A 17,629-nucleotide genomic window follows, 5' to 3' on the forward strand; every position below is an offset into this window, starting at 1 on the left:
GATTCTAGCAAATATTTACATCTTTCCAAATAAAAGAAAAAATTAGAACTGATCAACTATTAGACACATCACCAGTAATTTAAATTCTTGTGCCAGACATCAAGAAAACTAGATTGATAATCTGTATATTACATTTATTGCATAATCTGATTTTCCTCCCAATCCTTATAACTTGTTTGAGGCTGACCTAAAAGCTTCCAAGTAGATGGTCCTGATGTTGGACGGCCAAATAATATTGCAGCAGGTGTCGAAGTGCTTGTAAAAGATACATCTTGAGTAAACTCAATTTTATCATCGACCACTCGGATCATACCTTTATCTATCAAAGATTGACGTTGATTGATAATGAAATTATGTTGAGATGAGGTCTGCTGTTCCTTACCAATAGAACCTTGTCTCACATAGAAAATTCCTTCTTTTATATAAGCTTTTCCATCTACTTTTTTATCACGACTTAAAACAAAAAATTCTGCCTCTATTGCTTCATCTATAGTAGTAGCCAATTGGGTATTTAACTGACTTGAAATTTTTACCACAGGCGTAAGTAAGTTGACCCCTAATGCAGGTAACACAAAACTTAAGTTATCTAAAAAAGTATCCATATCAGAAATATCAGCATCTGATAATCTACCTGCATAGCTTTTTAATTCTTGTTTATTTTCAATTTGATAGAGTGTTTTATCTTTAATAAATTTATAAACCTAATATTCTAAATACGCACAATGAGTTTTAGTTAGTGTCGTATCCTTACATTGGACTAAAATGACTGTATCCCAGAAATCTTTATTATAGTCATGATGTTGCATTCTCTGAATTCCATTGACGGTTTCTCCAACATAAACATTGTATTTGCCTTCAAGCTCTTGAGACTTACTGATAAGAAAATAAATTCCAGAACCATGTGCATCTTCTTTTTCAAGAAGTTGTTTTAGACTTGCTCTCGGTGCTGCATATACATAGCCTGTCCAATTCATTAGCTCGGCTCTAACAATACCATTATGTTGTCCATCAACATAAAACAGACGGATTTGACGACCACGTTTTTGCATTCTTTCCTTTCCAATCAAGATGGTTACAAACCAATCAATCTAAAATATTTCTTACTTATTTTTATCAAATCGTAAGACTATCACTAAACACAGCTTTTACATTAAACCCCACAACAAATACCCATTCTCATTAGCCTGCCGATATGCCCAGCTTGCAACACCATGTGATCTTTCAATATTTGCCAGAAAACCCAGCTTTGATAACTGCTCTGTAATGAGGTGATCAAAGTTTTGATTGCGCTCCTGCCATTGGAACAAAAACTCTTCTGATGCTAAAAAATCACTTTTAGCTGAATTGCACTTTTCATCTGCAAGCACAAAATTATGACCTGTATCTGCTGGGTACATCGCCCAAGGTATGAAATGATCCACAGCCCATTTATTTTGTTTAATTGGCTTTTGGCAGTAAAAGCACTTACATGCTTGTAGGTCAACCAAGAACTCTCCTACTTGACGAAGCTGATTACGGCTTGGCTCAAACATGAATGTTGCCAAATCAGGTAAGCCATCCAGAACCAATAAATTCCCTTTATTTAACCTGACAAAATCAACCCACTTTTTTTGGCATAACTCTTCAATAATTTCACTGAATTGACGTAAGCAATACATGACATTTGGCAAAAGTATAAGTTGTTTTCGAGAATCTTCTAAGCGATATAAAAACTCAACATTTTGACCTTTAAAATTTTGTAGGTAGGTTACAGGCATCTTCTTTACGATATCTGCCACTTTCTTTTTCAATTGCAACCAGTAGACATGATCTCGTCTAGCTAAGGCAAGGGATTTATAACTTTGTTGGGCGTTGTGAATTAAGCTAATAATTCCTGCTTGCTTGCCATTATTCTGTTGTAATAGGAACGGTTCATTTTCATTAAAATGAAATGGAAGAGTCTGCTTCCAGTATAAATCTATAAATTTTTCTGCAATATCCAGATAGTCTAAAGTTAAGCTTTCCCCAGTATCATCTCCTTGCTCAATCGCTAAGCGAGAAAGACTCATCAACAAAGCAAATTTATAAGTCGAAGAAAAACTTCCTGAATGCAAAATTTGCTGGATCTGTTTCAGAAACCTGAGTTGCTGCTGTGGTGTAGGTATAGATACTGACATTATTTTTTCAATTTTGTTTTTGAAATATGATATTCAGCCAATCTTCATGATGATCGGGACGCTTATCAATGGTAATCCATTGTTGTAACAGTAAAATATTATCAAATTTTTTTAACAGGATCTGTGCCTGTGATTCATCCATATCTGTAAATTGTCTTCCATCCTTATAACGATCTCCCACACCATATTTAAATGACATATAGCAGATACCATTCACTTTTAATGCTTTTAGTATTTTTTCCAGTACCTCAGGTAAACGATTTCTTTCACAATGTAATAATGAAGCACATGCCCAAACACCATCATACTGATTTAGCTCAGACAACTCATAGAAGCTTTCAAAACGTACATCAACTCCAGACAATCGACTTGCCTTATCGACTAGTTCTTTTGAATAATCCGTTGCTGTAACCTGATAACCTTTATTCTTAAAAGCCAAGGTATCCCTACCTGAACCACAACCTAAATCAAGTATAACGGCATGGTCTGGTAGATAGCGTAAAAATGGTTGATATAGGCTCTCCATATCTACTTTGAATGTAGACTCGAAGAACCCTAATGCATTGATATCGTAATAATCTAAAGTTTGTTTCATTTATAACATGAGTAATTTTTTTCGATTCTACCAAAAAAATAAGGGAGCAAAAGCTCCCATTACTCTCGTTCTTCCATCTTAGATTCAATCCACTGATGGATCTCCCAAGCAGACCAGCCGATACGCATCTCTGTTAAGCGTATAGGTTGAGGAAATGTCGGATCATAATACTTTGATTTCTTGTTGATCATCTCATAGATTTTTGACTTGCTCAGAGCAGTAAATTCAACGACATGCTTGATATTAATGATTTGATTCATTTGAAAAGTTTGACCTGTGAACGCATTCATGATGTTTTTCTCCTGATCATTGATGCGAGCGGCAATTCGCTCAAATGATAGAGCGCTCCGTAAGAAAAAACTTTTGGCTTCCCACGCAATCAATTCAAAGCCTGCACCGACTGCTGCAACCCTTTCTGAATATCCTGAACATGAGTTAGGTCATGCGGTGGCTGAGATGATTCTTGTTTGGATTCATCTGAGTAAAACTCCTCAACAATATCCAAACCCTCTTCACCACCCACCTCAAAGCTGGCATTGCCATAGCCCTGCCGTGCCACATGATCCAAAGCCTCCTGATAAAACCCTGCTACTTTGCTTTGCTCATCTATCTGTTTGGCTGAGCTAATTGCATCTTTCAGGTTTATGCCATCCCTTAAGGTTAAATCCACGTAGTAGATCGGGGTTCGGTAACTTTGTGTGGTGCTTTTGCCTCTCAGAGTGAGTTGCAATGGCAGGCATGAAAGCAAGTCACCCGATGCCGCATGGTAGTAACTTAATCGGGCTGCCAAAGTACGAATACTATTAAAACCAGTAGTCCTAAAGATAAATGTACCGAACTCATCTGATTCATCCAAGTTTACATATAGTCTGCCATATGGCTTGCACAGTCCACCCTGTGCCAATGGACAAAGATCAGGTGATGGGCATGGATGTTGTTCAATGCCGTTCTGTCCGAGTCGCTGACAAGTTTCTCCATTGCCTGAGCAGATTAAACGCCCTGTTTGTCGGTCAAATAGGCTGTACTCTGCCCGTAGGTTCAACTCAGGATCATTAAAAATCATGCGGACTGGTATGGTTCTGAGCTTTTGGTTTTGGTTCGGTGCTTTGGCACGGAGTTGTTCATCCAGTGGATGTTTGACCCAACCATCCTTGTTCTGGATTTGACTGGTAATCGTAAATTGATCGTCCTTTTCAGGCAGACGTTTTCCATTCTTTTCCACGATCTTACCGATGCTGATACGACCTAAAACGGGTGGTGTGATTGCTAAACCTTTAATCATGTTGGATTCCTCTTCGGTAATTTTTGACTGATGCCCCTTTGATATGAGTAACAAGCAGTCATTTTTTGAAATGCATATAAATCTCGCAAGGCAGTCCATTTGCTCTCTATAGGTACGTTTCCTCAACGTGCTTATGGGGAGCGGGGGCTGTTTTGCGCTTTTTTGATGAATTGGGGATTTGATGGGTTGGATGGATTTTTGTGGGAATGTTTATGGATTCAGCTTAGGCTAATTTATTTAGACTGATCATCATCCGCATAAATCTGAAAACGCCGTGTGCCCTGCTTGTTCTGTGGGAACTGTTGCAGGAACTCAGGATGCTGTTGCAACAAGGCTTTACTGTCCAGACCGACTGAATCCTTGGATTTCTTCCACGTCACTGAACCTGTTTTAAAAGTCGCTCGTTCACTGTCCTGCATTTTGGCTTGAATTTGATGTTTAAGTTGATCAAAGCTGGCTTGATGCTGTTCAATCAAATGACGTTGTTTTAACAATTGCTCAAAGTCATGATTGGCTGCCACATCTTCAGATAAATCTGTCGTACTGAGTGGGACATGCGCTGGATATAACAGTAGTAAAGCTTTGGCTGCCGATTCAGAAGCATCCACATCAGGTGGTATATCCTTTTCCACACATTCCCAGAAATAGCGTTCGGCATTGATGAGATATTTGATCACCGTTTCATTCCGTGTGACCTTAAAGATTCGGGCTTCATGCCCACAGATCAAGGCGCATATATGTGCTGCCTGCTTTCCTGTTACTGCCAATTGATGCTGCACCTGACACAGCACATATAAAGGCACGCCATCTCGCCATAGTTTTGAGCCATATTCCCCCACCGTTTTACATTCCAGAATCTGCACTTCATCATTACCGACTACGGCATAATCCAGATTTGCCAACATAAAGTGTTTGTCTTCATCGGGGTGTTGCAGCACTGCATTGACTCGACGGACTTTATGATTGGTGTGCATGCTGTAGTATTCAGCTACCAATGGCTCTAGCTGCTTACCCCAGTACAACGGTGCATAGCCTACGCTTTCATCCTCGATATTTTGTTGCATCCGCCCTGTCTTGATCATCCACAGTTCCAGCATCGACATATACGGATTCAGTCCACAGGCGGTGGCGGCATCACTACTGCCAATGCCCTGTTTTCTGACTTCCAGCCATTGTTGGTAATTCATCTGTTTGGTGTTGGCAAGTCGTTTTGCTACAGGTGTTTTGGTTTTTCGTGGCTGCGTATTCGGTCGGTCTCGTTTGGTTCGAGTTCCGACTTCAACCTGTTGAGTCGATGAGTTTTGAGTAGTTGGATTCAGGTTGGGTGAATACGGCTGTAACGGTGGATTGTTTAAGGTGTTTTGAATTTGAGTATGACTATTCATTAGAAATATTCCTGTATCGATAAAAGTGTAAAAGCTGAATTTCGGGCATAAAAAAGCCACGTCGGGGGAGACGTGGCGAAAGGGTTCTGCGGTTCAGGTTTTACCTGATGGTTAAAATAAGACAGTTTCCTTAAATAAAACTGAACAATGACAGGGTTTATTAAGCCACCATTCTTAATGCCTGTTCTAGACCACGCTGCTTGATCGCTGCACCTGCGCCAAACCAAGCTGAATCAAGTCGGTGATCGGTACTCATGGCTCGACGTTCGTGATCAGTGAATTCTGTAATAGCGCACAGTAATCCATAGGCTGTATCCTTGGCTGAACTCAGTTCCGCCCCACGTCCATGTCCGTTAAACATGGTCATGACTTTTGACATTGCTCGTCCATTCGGTTCAGTTTTATTATCTGCTTTGGATGGGCTTGTTTGATTTGGCATCGCTGCATTACGGTAGTACTGGATGATGCTTTCATCCTGTTCCGCCATACTGAGACTGGTATTGTTAAATACCGCATCAAAGTAAGCTGCCGCTTCCTGCTGCGTCACCTTGCGCTGACTCAGTTGCTTCATTTCATACATGTGTTCATCCCATGCACGAACTGAAATCCCCAGTTGCCGTTTGACCCGTTCCGCATCGAATCGGGTGCTATGTGGCACTTTGACCACACCACTATTGCCTTGCTGTCCACGTAAAGCGATTGCCAAAGTGTTGTTACACACCACCCGAATACTGGTAAATTGTGCCGTGGTGGCTAATGTCCCATCGCAAGCAGTAGCTAAAAGAATATAGCCATTGCTGACATCTTTTCCTTTTAAGGCTGCGCTTTGCCCTGTCCGTGCCAGTGCCCAGAATTTCTTACCGCCTTTAAGTACCCCTGCTGTTTCCAGTTCAAAGCCTGATTGTTCAGTCAGGTCACGGTAGAAATGCAATATTTCTCTAGGCTGGACTTCCTGAAATCGTTGACTGACCACCGACAAGGGTGCATGGGTATCAGAACGATATAAAACCCGTTGTTCTTCAAAGGGCATAATGATGTTTTGCCCCCGATGGTTTTGTGCCATGTAGCTGACATCGGAGGATTCAATCCGCCAATCCATGCCTGCCTGCTCTGCCCAGACTTCCAGTGGTTGATTAGGTGTCAGCTGGTTGCCGAGCCCATGCCACGGGGTTTGTCCAGTAAATGCCATTGTTTCAACTAAATGTGCCATAAGATGTGTCCTTTAATTTTGCTGTAAATTGTGTCTTGTTCAGTATTTATGTGTGCTGATGCTAGATCGGGTTTGATCGGCCAATACCAGAATCACGCCACCCAGTGCTGCACCTGCCACGCCACCAAGCATCGGTGAGAATCCCATCGACTTGGCGAGGTTCATGCCCAGCATTGCCAAGGTCGTCGGTGCGCTGGCAAGGCTGAGTTGCAGGGGTTGGGGTTCTCGAAAGCGAGGGCTATACGATTCTTCTTCTGTATCCAAATACGACATGGAGTTTCTCCAATAGTTAAGAAATGAGTGTTTAAAACGCTGTAGCAATGCCCCTAAGTTCAGTGCTTGGCGTTGCTTCATTTCAGTAATATGTATTTGAAATAATTTGGAATCGTATACCTGTTCATTTTTTACTGAGTTGTACAAAACAGCAGGACAAATCGAATTGACCTATGAAATCGTTATGATTATGATGGGCTTGCTGACCCTCATGGTCAGTCGGTTTTAGCAGACCGTGTACAAAAGGCGCACAACAAACGCAATATCGGTTTTTGTGCGTTCTCTTAAGTCACGCCTTTATGGTGAGGCTAGGAGGGGCACGCTTGCGTGCGCTGGTTTCCTTTTGTGCCAGTCTGCTAACCTTTCTAGTCTTGCCACCATTATTTAGCAGTAAGTTGGCAAGACTCTTTTAAATCAAAAGGAGTCAATCATGACTGTTTTCTTTATTTCCAATCACGCCCCACCCTTGCCTATCTGTCATGGCACGTTGCCTTATAACGTTACTCATCTGACAGACTAAATCGATATCAGCACAACTTTTTTGATGTGAATCAGGTTTGCATTGCCCTTTCAATGATGTTCAGTCATTGCTGCGTTGCTGTGCCTAAATTCTGCAAATCAGTTTGTTCTGTGCCTTCTAAAAAAGTAATAAAAAACAATAATTCAGGATCACAATTTCATGAACAATCGAATCAAAGCATTTCTACAATGCAGTGCTGTTGCTGCCTGCATGTCATTTGCTAGTTTAAGTCATGCCGACATGAATCAAGTGATGGCACTGATCAATGATCCCGCATCCGCACCTGCAATTAGACGTTGTGACAACAACCCAAACTGTAATGCTTTTGTGGCAATCAGCAAACAATGGCAAGTGATTCCTAAAGACGATCCTTTGCGCTACTACATTTACAGTGGTGATTTAAATGCACTGATCAAAGAAGGCAAAGATTTAAATGATCAAAAGCTAAAAGACATTGACGATTTTGCCTATCAGATCTTTGACTACAATGCAGAGAATTTTAATGACAGGTGGCTGTATATCAAAGGTTTAACTGTTCTGAAGTACGTACAACGTATCCAGTCTGGACAGTAATAAGCCTATCGACTGCCCTACACCACCATCATTGATTTAAAAGGACATCCAGTCATGAAGAGACTGATACTCACGGCTGTTATTTTATCTAGCCTCACTGCCTGTAATAAACAACCTACCGAAGAATCTACAGTAGCAGCCGATGTTGCCCATGCAGATTTAGCCGATCTAAAACCACAGGACGGTACAGTAAACCAAGCCGACTGGCCTTTGGATGCAGCCAAGGAACAAAAGGCTGAGGCTGCGGCAATTGCCCATGACCAATATGATCCTGACAGTATTTATACAGGATCAGACAATATTGCCATTCCACCACCACAACTGAAAAGAAGATTGCTGGAGGGTGAAGCCATTGAAGTGAAGTTTAGACCTGTCGATTCTTCGCCAATATTCCAAGTCATCGCCAACACTGTTAATAAAACTACTCGTTTACGTGTGGTATCTGAAGTTGAAGAAGTGATTGATAAAGTTGAAATCAACAATGGTGATTGCACTGTTAAAGGCGTTGAACCAGTTACGGTCAAGTTTCCGAAAGTCATGTACTACGGTGCTGTATTCGACCTGATACTGAATAACTGTACCTCGCAACAGATTCAACAAGTTGACCTTTACACCACACACGGCAAATTGACCTACAGCCCAATTATTGAAGAGTAGCCCAAACAGGAATACACCATGAAAACCCAATTACTGATCTTGGCTTGCAGCTCATTCATATTATTCGGCTGTAACAAGAACACCGCATCACAACAAACTAAAGATAGCACAGAAACGCAGGCAGCCAGTGCACCTGCGACGATTGATCCTGATCGTCAGAAACTGATGGATGAACTGGCAGAATATAAAGACAATCCTGATATTCCCCCTGTACAGGAAAAACTGGCTCGTGCCTATTACCAGATGCTTAAAACAGGTGGTGGTGACTTAGAAGAGATTCGTGGTTTTATTAGCGAACTACAGGACACGGAACAGGCTGCGGTTGAACAAGCGGCACAACAAACTGAAACAGCCAAGGAGCAATTTGAAATTCGACTGTCTGCAAAACCATTGCCTGATGCCACTGCACATTATGCGGCAACTATTATTAATCGACTTGAAGTAACCTCACTCAATGATGCGAGCACGTCCATCACTTCAGTGAAAGTCAATCGTGGTAATTGTCCTGTCGGTAGCGGCGAAAACTACAAAAACATGCAATATGGAACGGTAGCTGAAATCATTATTCGCTGTGATGCCCGTCAGGTTCGTGAAGTCACACTAACCACATCTAGTGGTGAATATACTTATAACTTCAATGGACAATAATCAGTATGAGAAGTACGACAAGTCAGTACTTCTCTTCATTACATTTCGATCATCGTGATGATTTTTAAGGCACATAGATGTCTTGAATCGAGTACTCAAATACACCATCCGTCTCAAATACCCTAATAGACAGAATTAAATCGCTAAGCCCTTCTCGTTCGGTAAACAAATCAAGAATGACATCCCAACGAAATCCCATCCACAATGCTTGTGAAGTTTCCCAAGTTTCGTCAGGCAAACTCACTAATGTTTCACCATAATCAGTAATATTTTCTGCGATTTCATGAAGATGCTCTAACTCAATATTTTGAACACCCTCAATACGACTAATAGCTGCTAAATCATTATTTTTAAAGGCGTCTACTATTCTAATAAGCGTCTCTCTCCAGACAGTAGGCACTTGAGAGGCGGTCTCTTCATCATATACAACAGGAATATCTGTGGTCATATTGGCTACTTTTTTATGGATTAAACTATGATAACAAGTTAGACAAGTGCATAACTATTTCTCATTTAAAAGATTATTTTCTACATGATTACTATTGTCTAGCAGATTGATTGAATCAATGGCTACAGCAATACGTCGATTTGCCTTGTCAAACTGTGCAATACCAAAAGTTCGCATTCTCAGTCGTTTAGATCGTAAGTACTGGAACCCCTTTTCAGGATTGACCAAGTACATGGCTGCATTAATGGCATTGATCACCTGCTGAGGATCGTTACGGTGAATCATACCAATACCCAGCGTACCCTCTCGCTCAAACTTCCTGATGTAATCAGTATCATGGCAATTAAAGTACATACCACTACGCCCTGTGATTTCCAACCAAGCCTCACCGACCAACTTGGCTAAACCATAACCCTGCTGGTGTTTATGCCCATCATAGATCAGTAACACATGTGCATGTAGACCTTTGGTAGCACCCTCTTCCAGTGCCCACGCATAACCCTGTAGGTTACTAAAACAACCGTCCTGATTGGCTAAACGACTTCTAAAGGCATTCATGTGCTGTTGAAAGACACCGACATCCACTTGATACTGTTCTTCTTTTAAATAGCCTAAATCAACACGAACAAACAACAACTTGGAATAATGCTCAGTTAAATCCGTTAAGTACTGCTGTAAACGTTTCCGATTTCTTTCCTCTTGACTCTGATGCTGACTAATGTATGCCTGCATACCATGCAGACTCTCACGAAATATGATGCTGAGGTATGACATATCCTCATCATTGAAATGAATCATCTGATCATAAGGTTGGAACGAAAGCATTTCATCTATTGCAGCAATGATATTCTTAAAGCCTTGAATACTTGGTACATAGTGTAAGTCATTCCGATAGAACACTTTAAATGCGGGTACTAGATCAACCAAGGCATACTTTAATTGTTCATTGCTGATCTGGTCGTTATAGACCTGATGCATTACGTGATCAATTGCTGTTAAGACATAAGATGGATTAAGTAGTATTGTATTGAAATCTAACATGAAAGTTCTCTAGGATGATTGAATCATACTAAACAGACTCATGTGATAATTTACTTATTGTGAGATGGATATGAATAAGTATCATAGCAGTGATATGATCTTACTCTATTGATTAATATCAATAATCTTGGATATAGATACTAAGATATGTATATAGAAACATAAATGAATATAAGATTGGTTATATATTCATAATATTAATAACCTGCTCACCTGAGCACATAGACCTTCGATGAAGTGGCGGCAGCCCCATCACCGAATCCACCACTGCAACGGCAAAACAATAAATTACCCTGTAAGCTAAAGTTACGTATCAATCAGCTACTTTGAAGTAGTCATTGAACCTTTGGAAAATAACTTTTTCTTTTGAATACGAGGGCCAAGGAAAAAGTGTCGAAAAGTAAAAAAAGGAACAATAGTATGATAAATATCTTGCTTTAGTTTTCGATCAGAAGCCTCTACTGCAACAAAGCGCTGCCTTAATGAGGGTATGATAAATGATAAATCAGTATCCTCTCTAACCTGTGGGGCAATAACAGTTTCTAATTTTACCTTACCCTGATTAAATGCTTTCCATTCTTTATCCAACTGAATGATAAATTCTTTATTTTCATAATTCTTACTGTATTCTAAGATAAAAATCATATCTACAAATGGTAATCCATCATTGCCCAACAGCCAAACTAAGAAATAACCTTTTAACCCTTTCAATAAGGGCTTCCGCTTATAGACTCGTAAGAACTCCGTTAGATTCTTTGAGAAGAAGTCTAAATCTTTTAATGATGTGCAATAAAACTGAACACGAGTGACAAAACTATCATGCTTAAATAGGCTTTTCACATAACTTGTGGTCGCTTCAGTTTGCTTTATAAAATATAAAATGTTTCTCTTTTCAGTTGATTTTTTCTTTGCCTCAGAGTCAGTTTCAGCGTAGCTGATTTCACGACCACCAAACCTTTCCTTTGCAGCAATCAAGCCACTATTTCTCAAGACATCATTGAAATAGCTCAATTTCTTTTGGTTAAGAAAAATGCTATGCGTTTCATACTGAGCCTCTGGCTCCTGAACACTAAGTACCTTATGCCATAAATTGCTAGAAAGTAGTTGGGATAGCACACCACCCCGTTGTGCGTTATACATCTGTATGTTTTCAATCGAAATATTTTTCTGCTTAAAGTATTTATATAAGAATAGGAATTGATTTCCTAAACGGGTCACACGAATTTGATTCTTCTTTTTTGTGGTCACTGCAATGTCAAATTTGAAAAAAGGTTCGTCTGAATGTAAAAGTGTATCGTTAAAAATTTCTAAATACTGTAGAACTCGCTTACTATCCAGATCTCGGCCTGAAAGATCAATCTCATTGACAAAGACTTCAAGATATTGGTGCTTTTGAATATATGCTTCTGGCAAATGATCCACTTTCCAGACCACATTGCTGTCAGCACTATAGTTCTGTAGCGTGTGGTATTGAATCACTCGCTCCCTATCAGAATCCTCTTGAGTAACCAGTAAATCAATATTCCAGTCATGGCTTTCAATATGATTAATTTTTAGAGCATATCGATTCTGAACAACTGGGTTTAAACTAAAATAAAAATCATACAGGTAATAAAACCCTAAATGCCAGTGGCAAAAATTGTGTAAGTCCTCAAGATGCTCAATTGCACCTGATACACGCTTACCTGCGATTTGATCGACAGTCCGCCCCCAATCATCCATTCTTACATTAGTCATTTCTATTAGCGGTTTTAATTGATTTTCTATAACTTGCTTAGTGACTTTGGCTTCCTTGGGATAAATTAAAATACAGCTATAACGCAAACCATATTGCCCATCATCTTCAAGCTTAAAATACCCTTTCACCAATCGCTGGTCACCATGTAGACTTAACTGAACTTTCTCTAGAATGGGTTTAATGTTTCTAATAAATCGGTCATAACCAACTTCATCAACACTATGATTTGGAAAGTGGAAATTTATGCTAATCACTTCCAACTGACCATAGCGATAGAATAGTTTTTCCATATCACGATAAGCTTTTTGGATACGGTGAATAACCTCGCTATCACCACTCTGCTTTAATCTATTAAAGCCCTCAATCATTTCGTTATAAAATGAATCTTTTTTACTTATCAAATGCCAGAGTATAAAACCATGGCTTTCCTGAAAAACTCTATATTTTATAAACAGCTGTCGAATAATTTGATACCCATTGTATTGAATACAAACTCCCCTCTCTTGTGAATTTAACATAAGGTGATTTATCACCTTTTTTTCAACTAAAGAAAGTAGCTTAAATTCCTTGAGCCATTCATCGCCAATATTTTCATATTCTGCCTTGAGATCATAATTTTTTTCAATTCTACGAATAGCTTCTAAAAAAACGATAAGCTCAGTTGAGCACGAAGAATGGTCCCACTGATACTCTAAGCAATAACAAAGAGATGCTATATATTTAAATTTTAATAGTGAAAAAAAATATAAATCATCTAATATTTTATTTTCATCTAAATTCATACATAAACCCCAATTATTAAAGCAATACAATTTAAAATTAAAAACTATTAATCCAATAATAATTGCAAATTAATCCAAAATATATAAATTATTAATTTATATTTTAGAATTTATAAATCCAAGATCATTTTCAACTTAAATTGATCAAACCAAAACCAAATCTCAATATTTCCACTACATGTAAAAGACCTACCTATGGAGTCAACTAAAATTCTGATGTCAGTGTAAAGATGGCATATGATGAAATTGGACATGGCATATGGAAGATAGGAAAACTTTATGAATCAAGAAAAATTACTTTATTTTTACTTAAAATTATTTATAGGAATTAGCTCACAACTTAAAACTATCTATAAGTGTTCAAAGTTATCTTTTCTACACAATAGGCATTTGAGCGTTAAAAAGCTAAAGGTTTTATGGGGTTTAGAAGAATCATTTACAATAATTTCTTATTATAATTTTAAAAATAAATTATTTTTCTTATATAACTATAAAATTTAAAAATGTATTGAAAGTTAATCCCTCTCACAATACCTCATTTCTCCAGATTGTTATTTAGCCATTTTAGTGCTTTTATGGTATGTCATTTCATGATTTCACAACAGCAGAGACACTGATCTACTCCCTGCTAATTGAACGTTTTTTAGGCGAATTAAATTCCCAAAACCACCTGATAGGGTTTACCCAATAGAGCGAATTATTCACAGCAATTCATTTTTACCTAGTACCCTAATCATGTTAAAACATCGACACATCCTAACTCTTATGTCGATGTTTTTTATTTTTATCGACATGACATCCTAATCATGTTTATGCTATCGACATAACAATAAATACTGGAATAAATACGATGACCCAATGGCAAGCAACTGAACCGTATAACGATCTGCCCCCTTTACCACCAGAACAGGATGTAGAGACCAAGACAGTACTCAAGTTATGTATTGAAGCTAGAGCAGCCTTGGCTGAATTAAAGCAGGCAGGTGAACTCATTCCAAACCAAACGATCCTGATTAATATCATCCCATTGTTAGAGGCAAAGGATAGTTCTGAAATTGAGAATATTGTCACTACGACAGATAAGCTATTCCAACATGCACAAGGTCATGATGATCAGGCAGATCATGCCACGAAAGAAGCTCTAAGATACAGAACAGCACTATATCAAGGCGTACAGTCCATTCAGGAACGCCCTTTAAATACACGTACAGCTATCGAGATATGCCAGACGATTAAAGGTGTGGATTTAGATATCCGTGCAACTACAGGCACAGCTTTAAAAAATAGCTACACAGGAGCGGTCATCTACACACCACCTGATGGGCAGGAAACGATCCGTAACTTATTATCCAACTTAGACCAGTTCCTACATTACAACGAAGACATCGATCCTTTAATCAAGATGGCGGTGGCTCATTACCAATTTGAAGCGATTCACCCTTTTGTTGACGGTAATGGACGTACAGGGCGGATTCTTAATATTTTGTATTTGATGGATCAGCAATTACTCACTTTGCCGATTCTTTATCTGAGTCGTTTTATCATTCAAAACAAAGCTAAATACTACGAGTTGCTATTAAGTGTGACTACACAAGAAAATTGGCAAGAATGGATTTTATTCATACTACAAGCAGTGAAAAATAGTAGTGAATGGACAATTGCCAAAATCAAAGCAATCCAACACTTGCATGAACATAGCATCGAATACATTAAAAATCATGCTGAAAAAATTTACTCAAGAGAATTGGTCGATGTGATTTTTGAACAACCCTATTGCCGTATTTCTAACCTAGTCGAAAAAGGCATAGCTAAAAGACAGGCTGCATCCACCTATCTAAAGAAATTAGTTGAGTTAGGAGTACTAGAAGAAATCGCTGTTGGCAAGGAAAAGTTATTTCTACATCCAAAGCTGTTGTACCTCGTAACCAGTAATGAAAACCAATTCAGCCCTTATAGCAATTCGTAGACGTAGCTCAAATAAACTATCTGAGTTTTTACTACAGTGCATATTCATACCTACAATAGAAATATTTCTTATTTATAGTAGATCAATTAAATTAGCCATATAGCTAACTTTACCTTCTTATAATACAATATTAGCCATATAGCTAACTTATTAACCCGAGAGCAGACTATGGCAAGTAGAGCTGAGATTGGTAAAAAAATACGAGCAGCAAGAAAAATTCTAGGCTATACACAACAGAAACTATCTGAATTAATACGGATTAATAAAACTACGATTTCCGAAATTGAAAATGGTCGTTTTACAGGGTCTTTTGATATATTTGAACGTGTATTAGATGCTGTTGGCTTACAATTTGAAGTAAACGAAAAGAAACATACCCTACCCGACTGGGATGAGATTGAAAGCATGTTCTCTGAGGAGGATGAATGAATACCAGCGTATATCTACCCAATAAAATCAATACAATTCACGTTTGTACAAATCAAATCGATCTAGGTGTACTGACATATGGCTCAGTACATCACTATCAACCTATACAAGAAAAACAGCATGTATCTCTCACCATGACCAAGAAAGGTATGGATGGTTATTCATCAGGCTCATTACACCCAATATTTTCCCAAAATTTACCTGAAGGCTTCAATCGCCGATTCATTGCTGAAAAACTTGCAAGATATGCCAAAGTCAATGATATGTATTTATTGGCATTACAAGGTGATCAGGGAATCGGAATGCTTTCTTATAAAAGTGAGCTGAATTTACCCGAAGCTGAATCTTTAAGTCTAGGTGAAATTTTATCCTACGACAGCAAAGAACCTCTTTTCCCTCAACTATTAGAAAAATATTACCTAAGAAATTCACTAGCTGGTATGCAACCTAAAGTGAGCGTGCCAAATGCAATCACAACCCAGACGGATAGAACCGTTCAACAAAGAGATTTAATCGTAAAATCATTCGATTCAGAATTTCCATTACTGACAGTTAATGAATTTGTTTGTATGGAGGCAGCAAGAAAATGTGGGCTTGAACCACCAAAGACTTATTTATCCGAAAATTTAGAAACTTATGTTATAGAGCGTTTTGATAAAACTGATGATGGTATAAGACTTGGATATGAAGACTTTACGACTTTAATGAAAAAATCTAATGATCCTGATGCAAAATATACAGGAAGCTATGAAGCTTTATTAAAAGCTACCTATCTATATACAGGTAGCTCAATTGAAGTTGAGAGGATGTATAAGTACATTGTTTTCAACTGTCTAATTGGCAATGGTGATGCACACCTTAAGAATTTCGCACTTCAATATTCATCTGATATGAAGAATATTTTTGTTTCACCGCCATTTGATATTACACATACACTGATCTATAAAACGATTGATAATAAAATGGCACTTAAACTTAATGGTGGCAAGGAATTTCCAAATACATCAGATCTAATCAAGTTGGCTCAAAACGACCAAATTAAGATTAGAAATCCTAAAGAAATTATAGAATCTCTCAGTGAAAATATTATTGACCACCTTAAATCATCCAATGAAGTTCAGCTATTTAATGGTTTACGTGCATCTATGGAAAGCTCAGTTTCCAATATCATGACCTCAAATGTTTCAACCAAATCTTATCGCCATGATAAAAAGAGAAAATTTGAATAGATGAAAACAGATTAGTCTTAAAATTGTGTTTTTATCTCTCGTAGCTGGAGTGTTATGCTTAAAAAAGCATCAATAATTTTCAATATCTCAACAGTTGATTTTTACCGCCATACGGAATGTATTCCTATTTGACTACAGAATCTAGGAATACAGTCCCAGTTTTCAGAGATGCCTATGGGAAGAAGAGATTTATACAGGGTGCTATTCCCTAAACAGCGTAAGGCCTTGACAGCTTTTGGAGAAGATCTGTTACTTGCGGCAAAACGCCGTGGACTGACTAAACAATTGATCTGTGATCGTACAGGTTTTGATAATAAAACAGTGAGTAAAGTTTTTGCTGGCGACCCTAGTGTGGCTATTGGTACATACATTAAAGTAATGGCGGTGCTTGGTATGGAAGAAAACTTCGCCAAATTGGCAGCTCATGATGAAGTAGGGATTAAATTACAAAATATTAAACTGTTAGGCAGTTCAAAGTGATCTTATGCTAGTGTCTATCAACTCATCTTTAAGATGCCTAGGGGAAAATAGAAATTCATGTATAATTAAGAACAGCACAGGTGAGCCTCGATGTAAATTTTTCCCTTTGCGATTCAGCATCCCTACCCTCATGCAGTTGGGGGTATAACTGGGGGTAAAATACAAAATATGATTTTTATTTTTCATTAATTATCATAAATTTAATCTAATAAGTTTA

At 38.4% G+C, this 17,629-nt stretch carries 19 protein-coding genes; 7 read left to right on the forward strand and 12 right to left on the reverse strand.

Annotated elements, in window-relative coordinates:
* Nucleotides 1–134: 134 nt before the first annotated feature.
* From NO346_RS01505 to NO346_RS01545, 9 genes are all read right to left on the reverse strand, one after another.
* Complete coding sequence (locus NO346_RS01505; protein ID WP_256413985.1) at nt 135–602, reverse strand: DUF4357 domain-containing protein; 468 nt, start codon at nt 600–602, stop codon at nt 135–137.
* 99 nt (nt 603–701) lie between these two features.
* Entirely contained in the window at nt 702–1,049 is a 348-nt protein-coding gene (locus tag NO346_RS01510) for a GIY-YIG nuclease family protein (RefSeq protein WP_256413986.1), read from the reverse strand.
* 96 nt (nt 1,050–1,145) lie between these two features.
* Nucleotides 1,146–2,156, reverse strand: coding sequence for an HNH endonuclease (locus NO346_RS01515; protein ID WP_256413987.1), 1,011 nt, complete (start codon nt 2,154–2,156; stop codon nt 1,146–1,148).
* Nucleotides 2,157–2,163: 7 nt separating this feature from the next.
* The gene (locus tag NO346_RS01520) at nt 2,164–2,751 is read right to left on the reverse strand and encodes a bifunctional 2-polyprenyl-6-hydroxyphenol methylase/3-demethylubiquinol 3-O-methyltransferase UbiG (protein ID WP_256413988.1); all 588 of its coding nucleotides are present in this window, start codon (nt 2,749–2,751) and stop codon (nt 2,164–2,166) included.
* Between the two features lie 59 nt (nt 2,752–2,810).
* Nucleotides 2,811–3,041: an AlpA family transcriptional regulator gene (locus tag NO346_RS01525; RefSeq protein WP_005193972.1), complete on the reverse strand. Its 231-nt coding sequence runs from the start codon at nt 3,039–3,041 to the stop codon at nt 2,811–2,813.
* Nucleotides 3,042–3,130: 89 nt separating this feature from the next.
* On the reverse strand, nt 3,131–4,033 hold the full coding sequence (locus tag NO346_RS01530) for a hydrolase or metal-binding protein (protein ID WP_256413989.1): 903 nt from the start codon (nt 4,031–4,033) through the stop codon (nt 3,131–3,133).
* A 233-nt stretch (nt 4,034–4,266) separates the two neighbouring features.
* Nucleotides 4,267–5,418, reverse strand: a complete 1,152-nt coding sequence (locus NO346_RS01535) for a YqaJ viral recombinase family protein (RefSeq protein WP_256413990.1) — start codon at nt 5,416–5,418, stop codon at nt 4,267–4,269.
* A 160-nt stretch (nt 5,419–5,578) separates the two neighbouring features.
* A complete protein-coding gene (locus tag NO346_RS01540; RefSeq protein ID WP_256413991.1) occupies nt 5,579–6,628 on the reverse strand; it encodes a DUF932 domain-containing protein in 1,050 nt (349 codons plus the stop codon).
* Nucleotides 6,629–6,667: 39 nt separating this feature from the next.
* Nucleotides 6,668–6,901: a hypothetical protein gene (locus NO346_RS01545; protein ID WP_087542822.1), complete on the reverse strand. Its 234-nt coding sequence runs from the start codon at nt 6,899–6,901 to the stop codon at nt 6,668–6,670.
* 679 nt (nt 6,902–7,580) lie between these two features.
* Between NO346_RS01545 and NO346_RS01550 the strand changes: the two genes are divergently transcribed.
* From NO346_RS01550 to NO346_RS01560, 3 genes are read left to right on the forward strand one after another with little or no spacing between them, the layout of a single operon-like run.
* The gene (locus tag NO346_RS01550) at nt 7,581–7,994 is read left to right on the forward strand and encodes a hypothetical protein (protein ID WP_256413992.1); all 414 of its coding nucleotides are present in this window, start codon (nt 7,581–7,583) and stop codon (nt 7,992–7,994) included.
* A gap of 54 nt (nt 7,995–8,048) precedes the next feature.
* On the forward strand, nt 8,049–8,651 hold the full coding sequence (locus NO346_RS01555; RefSeq protein WP_256413993.1) for a hypothetical protein: 603 nt from the start codon (nt 8,049–8,051) through the stop codon (nt 8,649–8,651).
* Between the two features lie 18 nt (nt 8,652–8,669).
* Complete coding sequence (locus tag NO346_RS01560; RefSeq protein WP_256413994.1) at nt 8,670–9,299, forward strand: hypothetical protein; 630 nt, start codon at nt 8,670–8,672, stop codon at nt 9,297–9,299.
* 64 nt (nt 9,300–9,363) lie between these two features.
* Here NO346_RS01560 and NO346_RS01565 read toward each other — a convergent pair whose 3' ends face one another.
* The 3 genes from NO346_RS01565 to NO346_RS01575 all read right to left on the reverse strand — a co-directional run bounded on the left by NO346_RS01565 (nt 9,364) and on the right by NO346_RS01575 (nt 13,308).
* The gene (locus NO346_RS01565) at nt 9,364–9,747 is read right to left on the reverse strand and encodes a hypothetical protein (RefSeq protein ID WP_256413995.1); all 384 of its coding nucleotides are present in this window, start codon (nt 9,745–9,747) and stop codon (nt 9,364–9,366) included.
* A 54-nt stretch (nt 9,748–9,801) separates the two neighbouring features.
* Entirely contained in the window at nt 9,802–10,788 is a 987-nt protein-coding gene (locus NO346_RS01570) for an inovirus-type Gp2 protein (protein ID WP_256413996.1), read from the reverse strand.
* A gap of 321 nt (nt 10,789–11,109) precedes the next feature.
* Complete coding sequence (locus tag NO346_RS01575) at nt 11,110–13,308, reverse strand: hypothetical protein (RefSeq protein ID WP_256413997.1); 2,199 nt, start codon at nt 13,306–13,308, stop codon at nt 11,110–11,112.
* A gap of 850 nt (nt 13,309–14,158) precedes the next feature.
* On the opposite strand from NO346_RS01575, the gene fic reads away from it, so the two are divergent.
* The 4 genes from fic (at nt 14,159) to NO346_RS01595 (ending at nt 17,412) form a co-directional block, all read left to right on the forward strand.
* Complete coding sequence (fic, locus tag NO346_RS01580; RefSeq protein ID WP_256413998.1) at nt 14,159–15,274, forward strand: protein adenylyltransferase Fic; 1,116 nt, start codon at nt 14,159–14,161, stop codon at nt 15,272–15,274.
* 168 nt (nt 15,275–15,442) lie between these two features.
* Complete coding sequence (locus NO346_RS01585; protein WP_256413999.1) at nt 15,443–15,703, forward strand: helix-turn-helix domain-containing protein; 261 nt, start codon at nt 15,443–15,445, stop codon at nt 15,701–15,703.
* Nucleotides 15,700–16,932, forward strand: a complete 1,233-nt coding sequence (locus tag NO346_RS01590) for a type II toxin-antitoxin system HipA family toxin (protein ID WP_256414000.1) — start codon at nt 15,700–15,702, stop codon at nt 16,930–16,932. The genes NO346_RS01585 and NO346_RS01590 overlap by 4 nt, the downstream gene beginning before the upstream one ends.
* Nucleotides 16,933–17,106: 174 nt before the next feature.
* The gene (locus NO346_RS01595; protein ID WP_004678953.1) at nt 17,107–17,412 is read left to right on the forward strand and encodes a hypothetical protein; all 306 of its coding nucleotides are present in this window, start codon (nt 17,107–17,109) and stop codon (nt 17,410–17,412) included.
* Nucleotides 17,413–17,629: the final 217 nt, after the last annotated feature.

Origin of the sequence: Acinetobacter sp. 5862 (assembly GCF_024494585.1) — a bacterium.
GTDB lineage: Bacteria > Pseudomonadota > Gammaproteobacteria > Pseudomonadales > Moraxellaceae > Acinetobacter.

What these genes read in the sequence shown, in the direction of transcription:
- NO346_RS01505 (WP_256413985.1), bottom strand. Translation starts at nt 602, where the DNA reads ATGGATACTTTTTTAGATAACTTAAGTTTTGTGTTACCTGCATTAGGG.
- fic (WP_256413998.1), top strand. Translation starts at nt 14,159, where the DNA reads ATGACCCAATGGCAAGCAACTGAACCGTATAACGATCTGCCCCCTTTA.
- NO346_RS01525 (WP_005193972.1), bottom strand. Translation starts at nt 3,041, where the DNA reads ATGAATGCGTTCACAGGTCAAACTTTTCAAATGAATCAAATCATTAAT.
- NO346_RS01530 (WP_256413989.1), bottom strand. Translation starts at nt 4,033, where the DNA reads ATGATTAAAGGTTTAGCAATCACACCACCCGTTTTAGGTCGTATCAGC.
- NO346_RS01550 (WP_256413992.1), top strand. Translation starts at nt 7,581, where the DNA reads ATGAACAATCGAATCAAAGCATTTCTACAATGCAGTGCTGTTGCTGCC.
- NO346_RS01575 (WP_256413997.1), bottom strand. Translation starts at nt 13,308, where the DNA reads ATGAATTTAGATGAAAATAAAATATTAGATGATTTATATTTTTTTTCA.
- NO346_RS01595 (WP_004678953.1), top strand. Translation starts at nt 17,107, where the DNA reads ATGGGAAGAAGAGATTTATACAGGGTGCTATTCCCTAAACAGCGTAAG.
- NO346_RS01560 (WP_256413994.1), top strand. Translation starts at nt 8,670, where the DNA reads ATGAAAACCCAATTACTGATCTTGGCTTGCAGCTCATTCATATTATTC.
- NO346_RS01515 (WP_256413987.1), bottom strand. Translation starts at nt 2,156, where the DNA reads ATGTCAGTATCTATACCTACACCACAGCAGCAACTCAGGTTTCTGAAA.
- NO346_RS01540 (WP_256413991.1), bottom strand. Translation starts at nt 6,628, where the DNA reads ATGGCACATTTAGTTGAAACAATGGCATTTACTGGACAAACCCCGTGG.
- NO346_RS01565 (WP_256413995.1), bottom strand. Translation starts at nt 9,747, where the DNA reads ATGACCACAGATATTCCTGTTGTATATGATGAAGAGACCGCCTCTCAA.
- NO346_RS01510 (WP_256413986.1), bottom strand. Translation starts at nt 1,049, where the DNA reads ATGCAAAAACGTGGTCGTCAAATCCGTCTGTTTTATGTTGATGGACAA.
- NO346_RS01545 (WP_087542822.1), bottom strand. Translation starts at nt 6,901, where the DNA reads ATGTCGTATTTGGATACAGAAGAAGAATCGTATAGCCCTCGCTTTCGA.
- NO346_RS01585 (WP_256413999.1), top strand. Translation starts at nt 15,443, where the DNA reads ATGGCAAGTAGAGCTGAGATTGGTAAAAAAATACGAGCAGCAAGAAAA.
- NO346_RS01520 (WP_256413988.1), bottom strand. Translation starts at nt 2,751, where the DNA reads ATGAAACAAACTTTAGATTATTACGATATCAATGCATTAGGGTTCTTC.
- NO346_RS01535 (WP_256413990.1), bottom strand. Translation starts at nt 5,418, where the DNA reads ATGAATAGTCATACTCAAATTCAAAACACCTTAAACAATCCACCGTTA.
- NO346_RS01570 (WP_256413996.1), bottom strand. Translation starts at nt 10,788, where the DNA reads ATGTTAGATTTCAATACAATACTACTTAATCCATCTTATGTCTTAACA.
- NO346_RS01555 (WP_256413993.1), top strand. Translation starts at nt 8,049, where the DNA reads ATGAAGAGACTGATACTCACGGCTGTTATTTTATCTAGCCTCACTGCC.
- NO346_RS01590 (WP_256414000.1), top strand. Translation starts at nt 15,700, where the DNA reads ATGAATACCAGCGTATATCTACCCAATAAAATCAATACAATTCACGTT.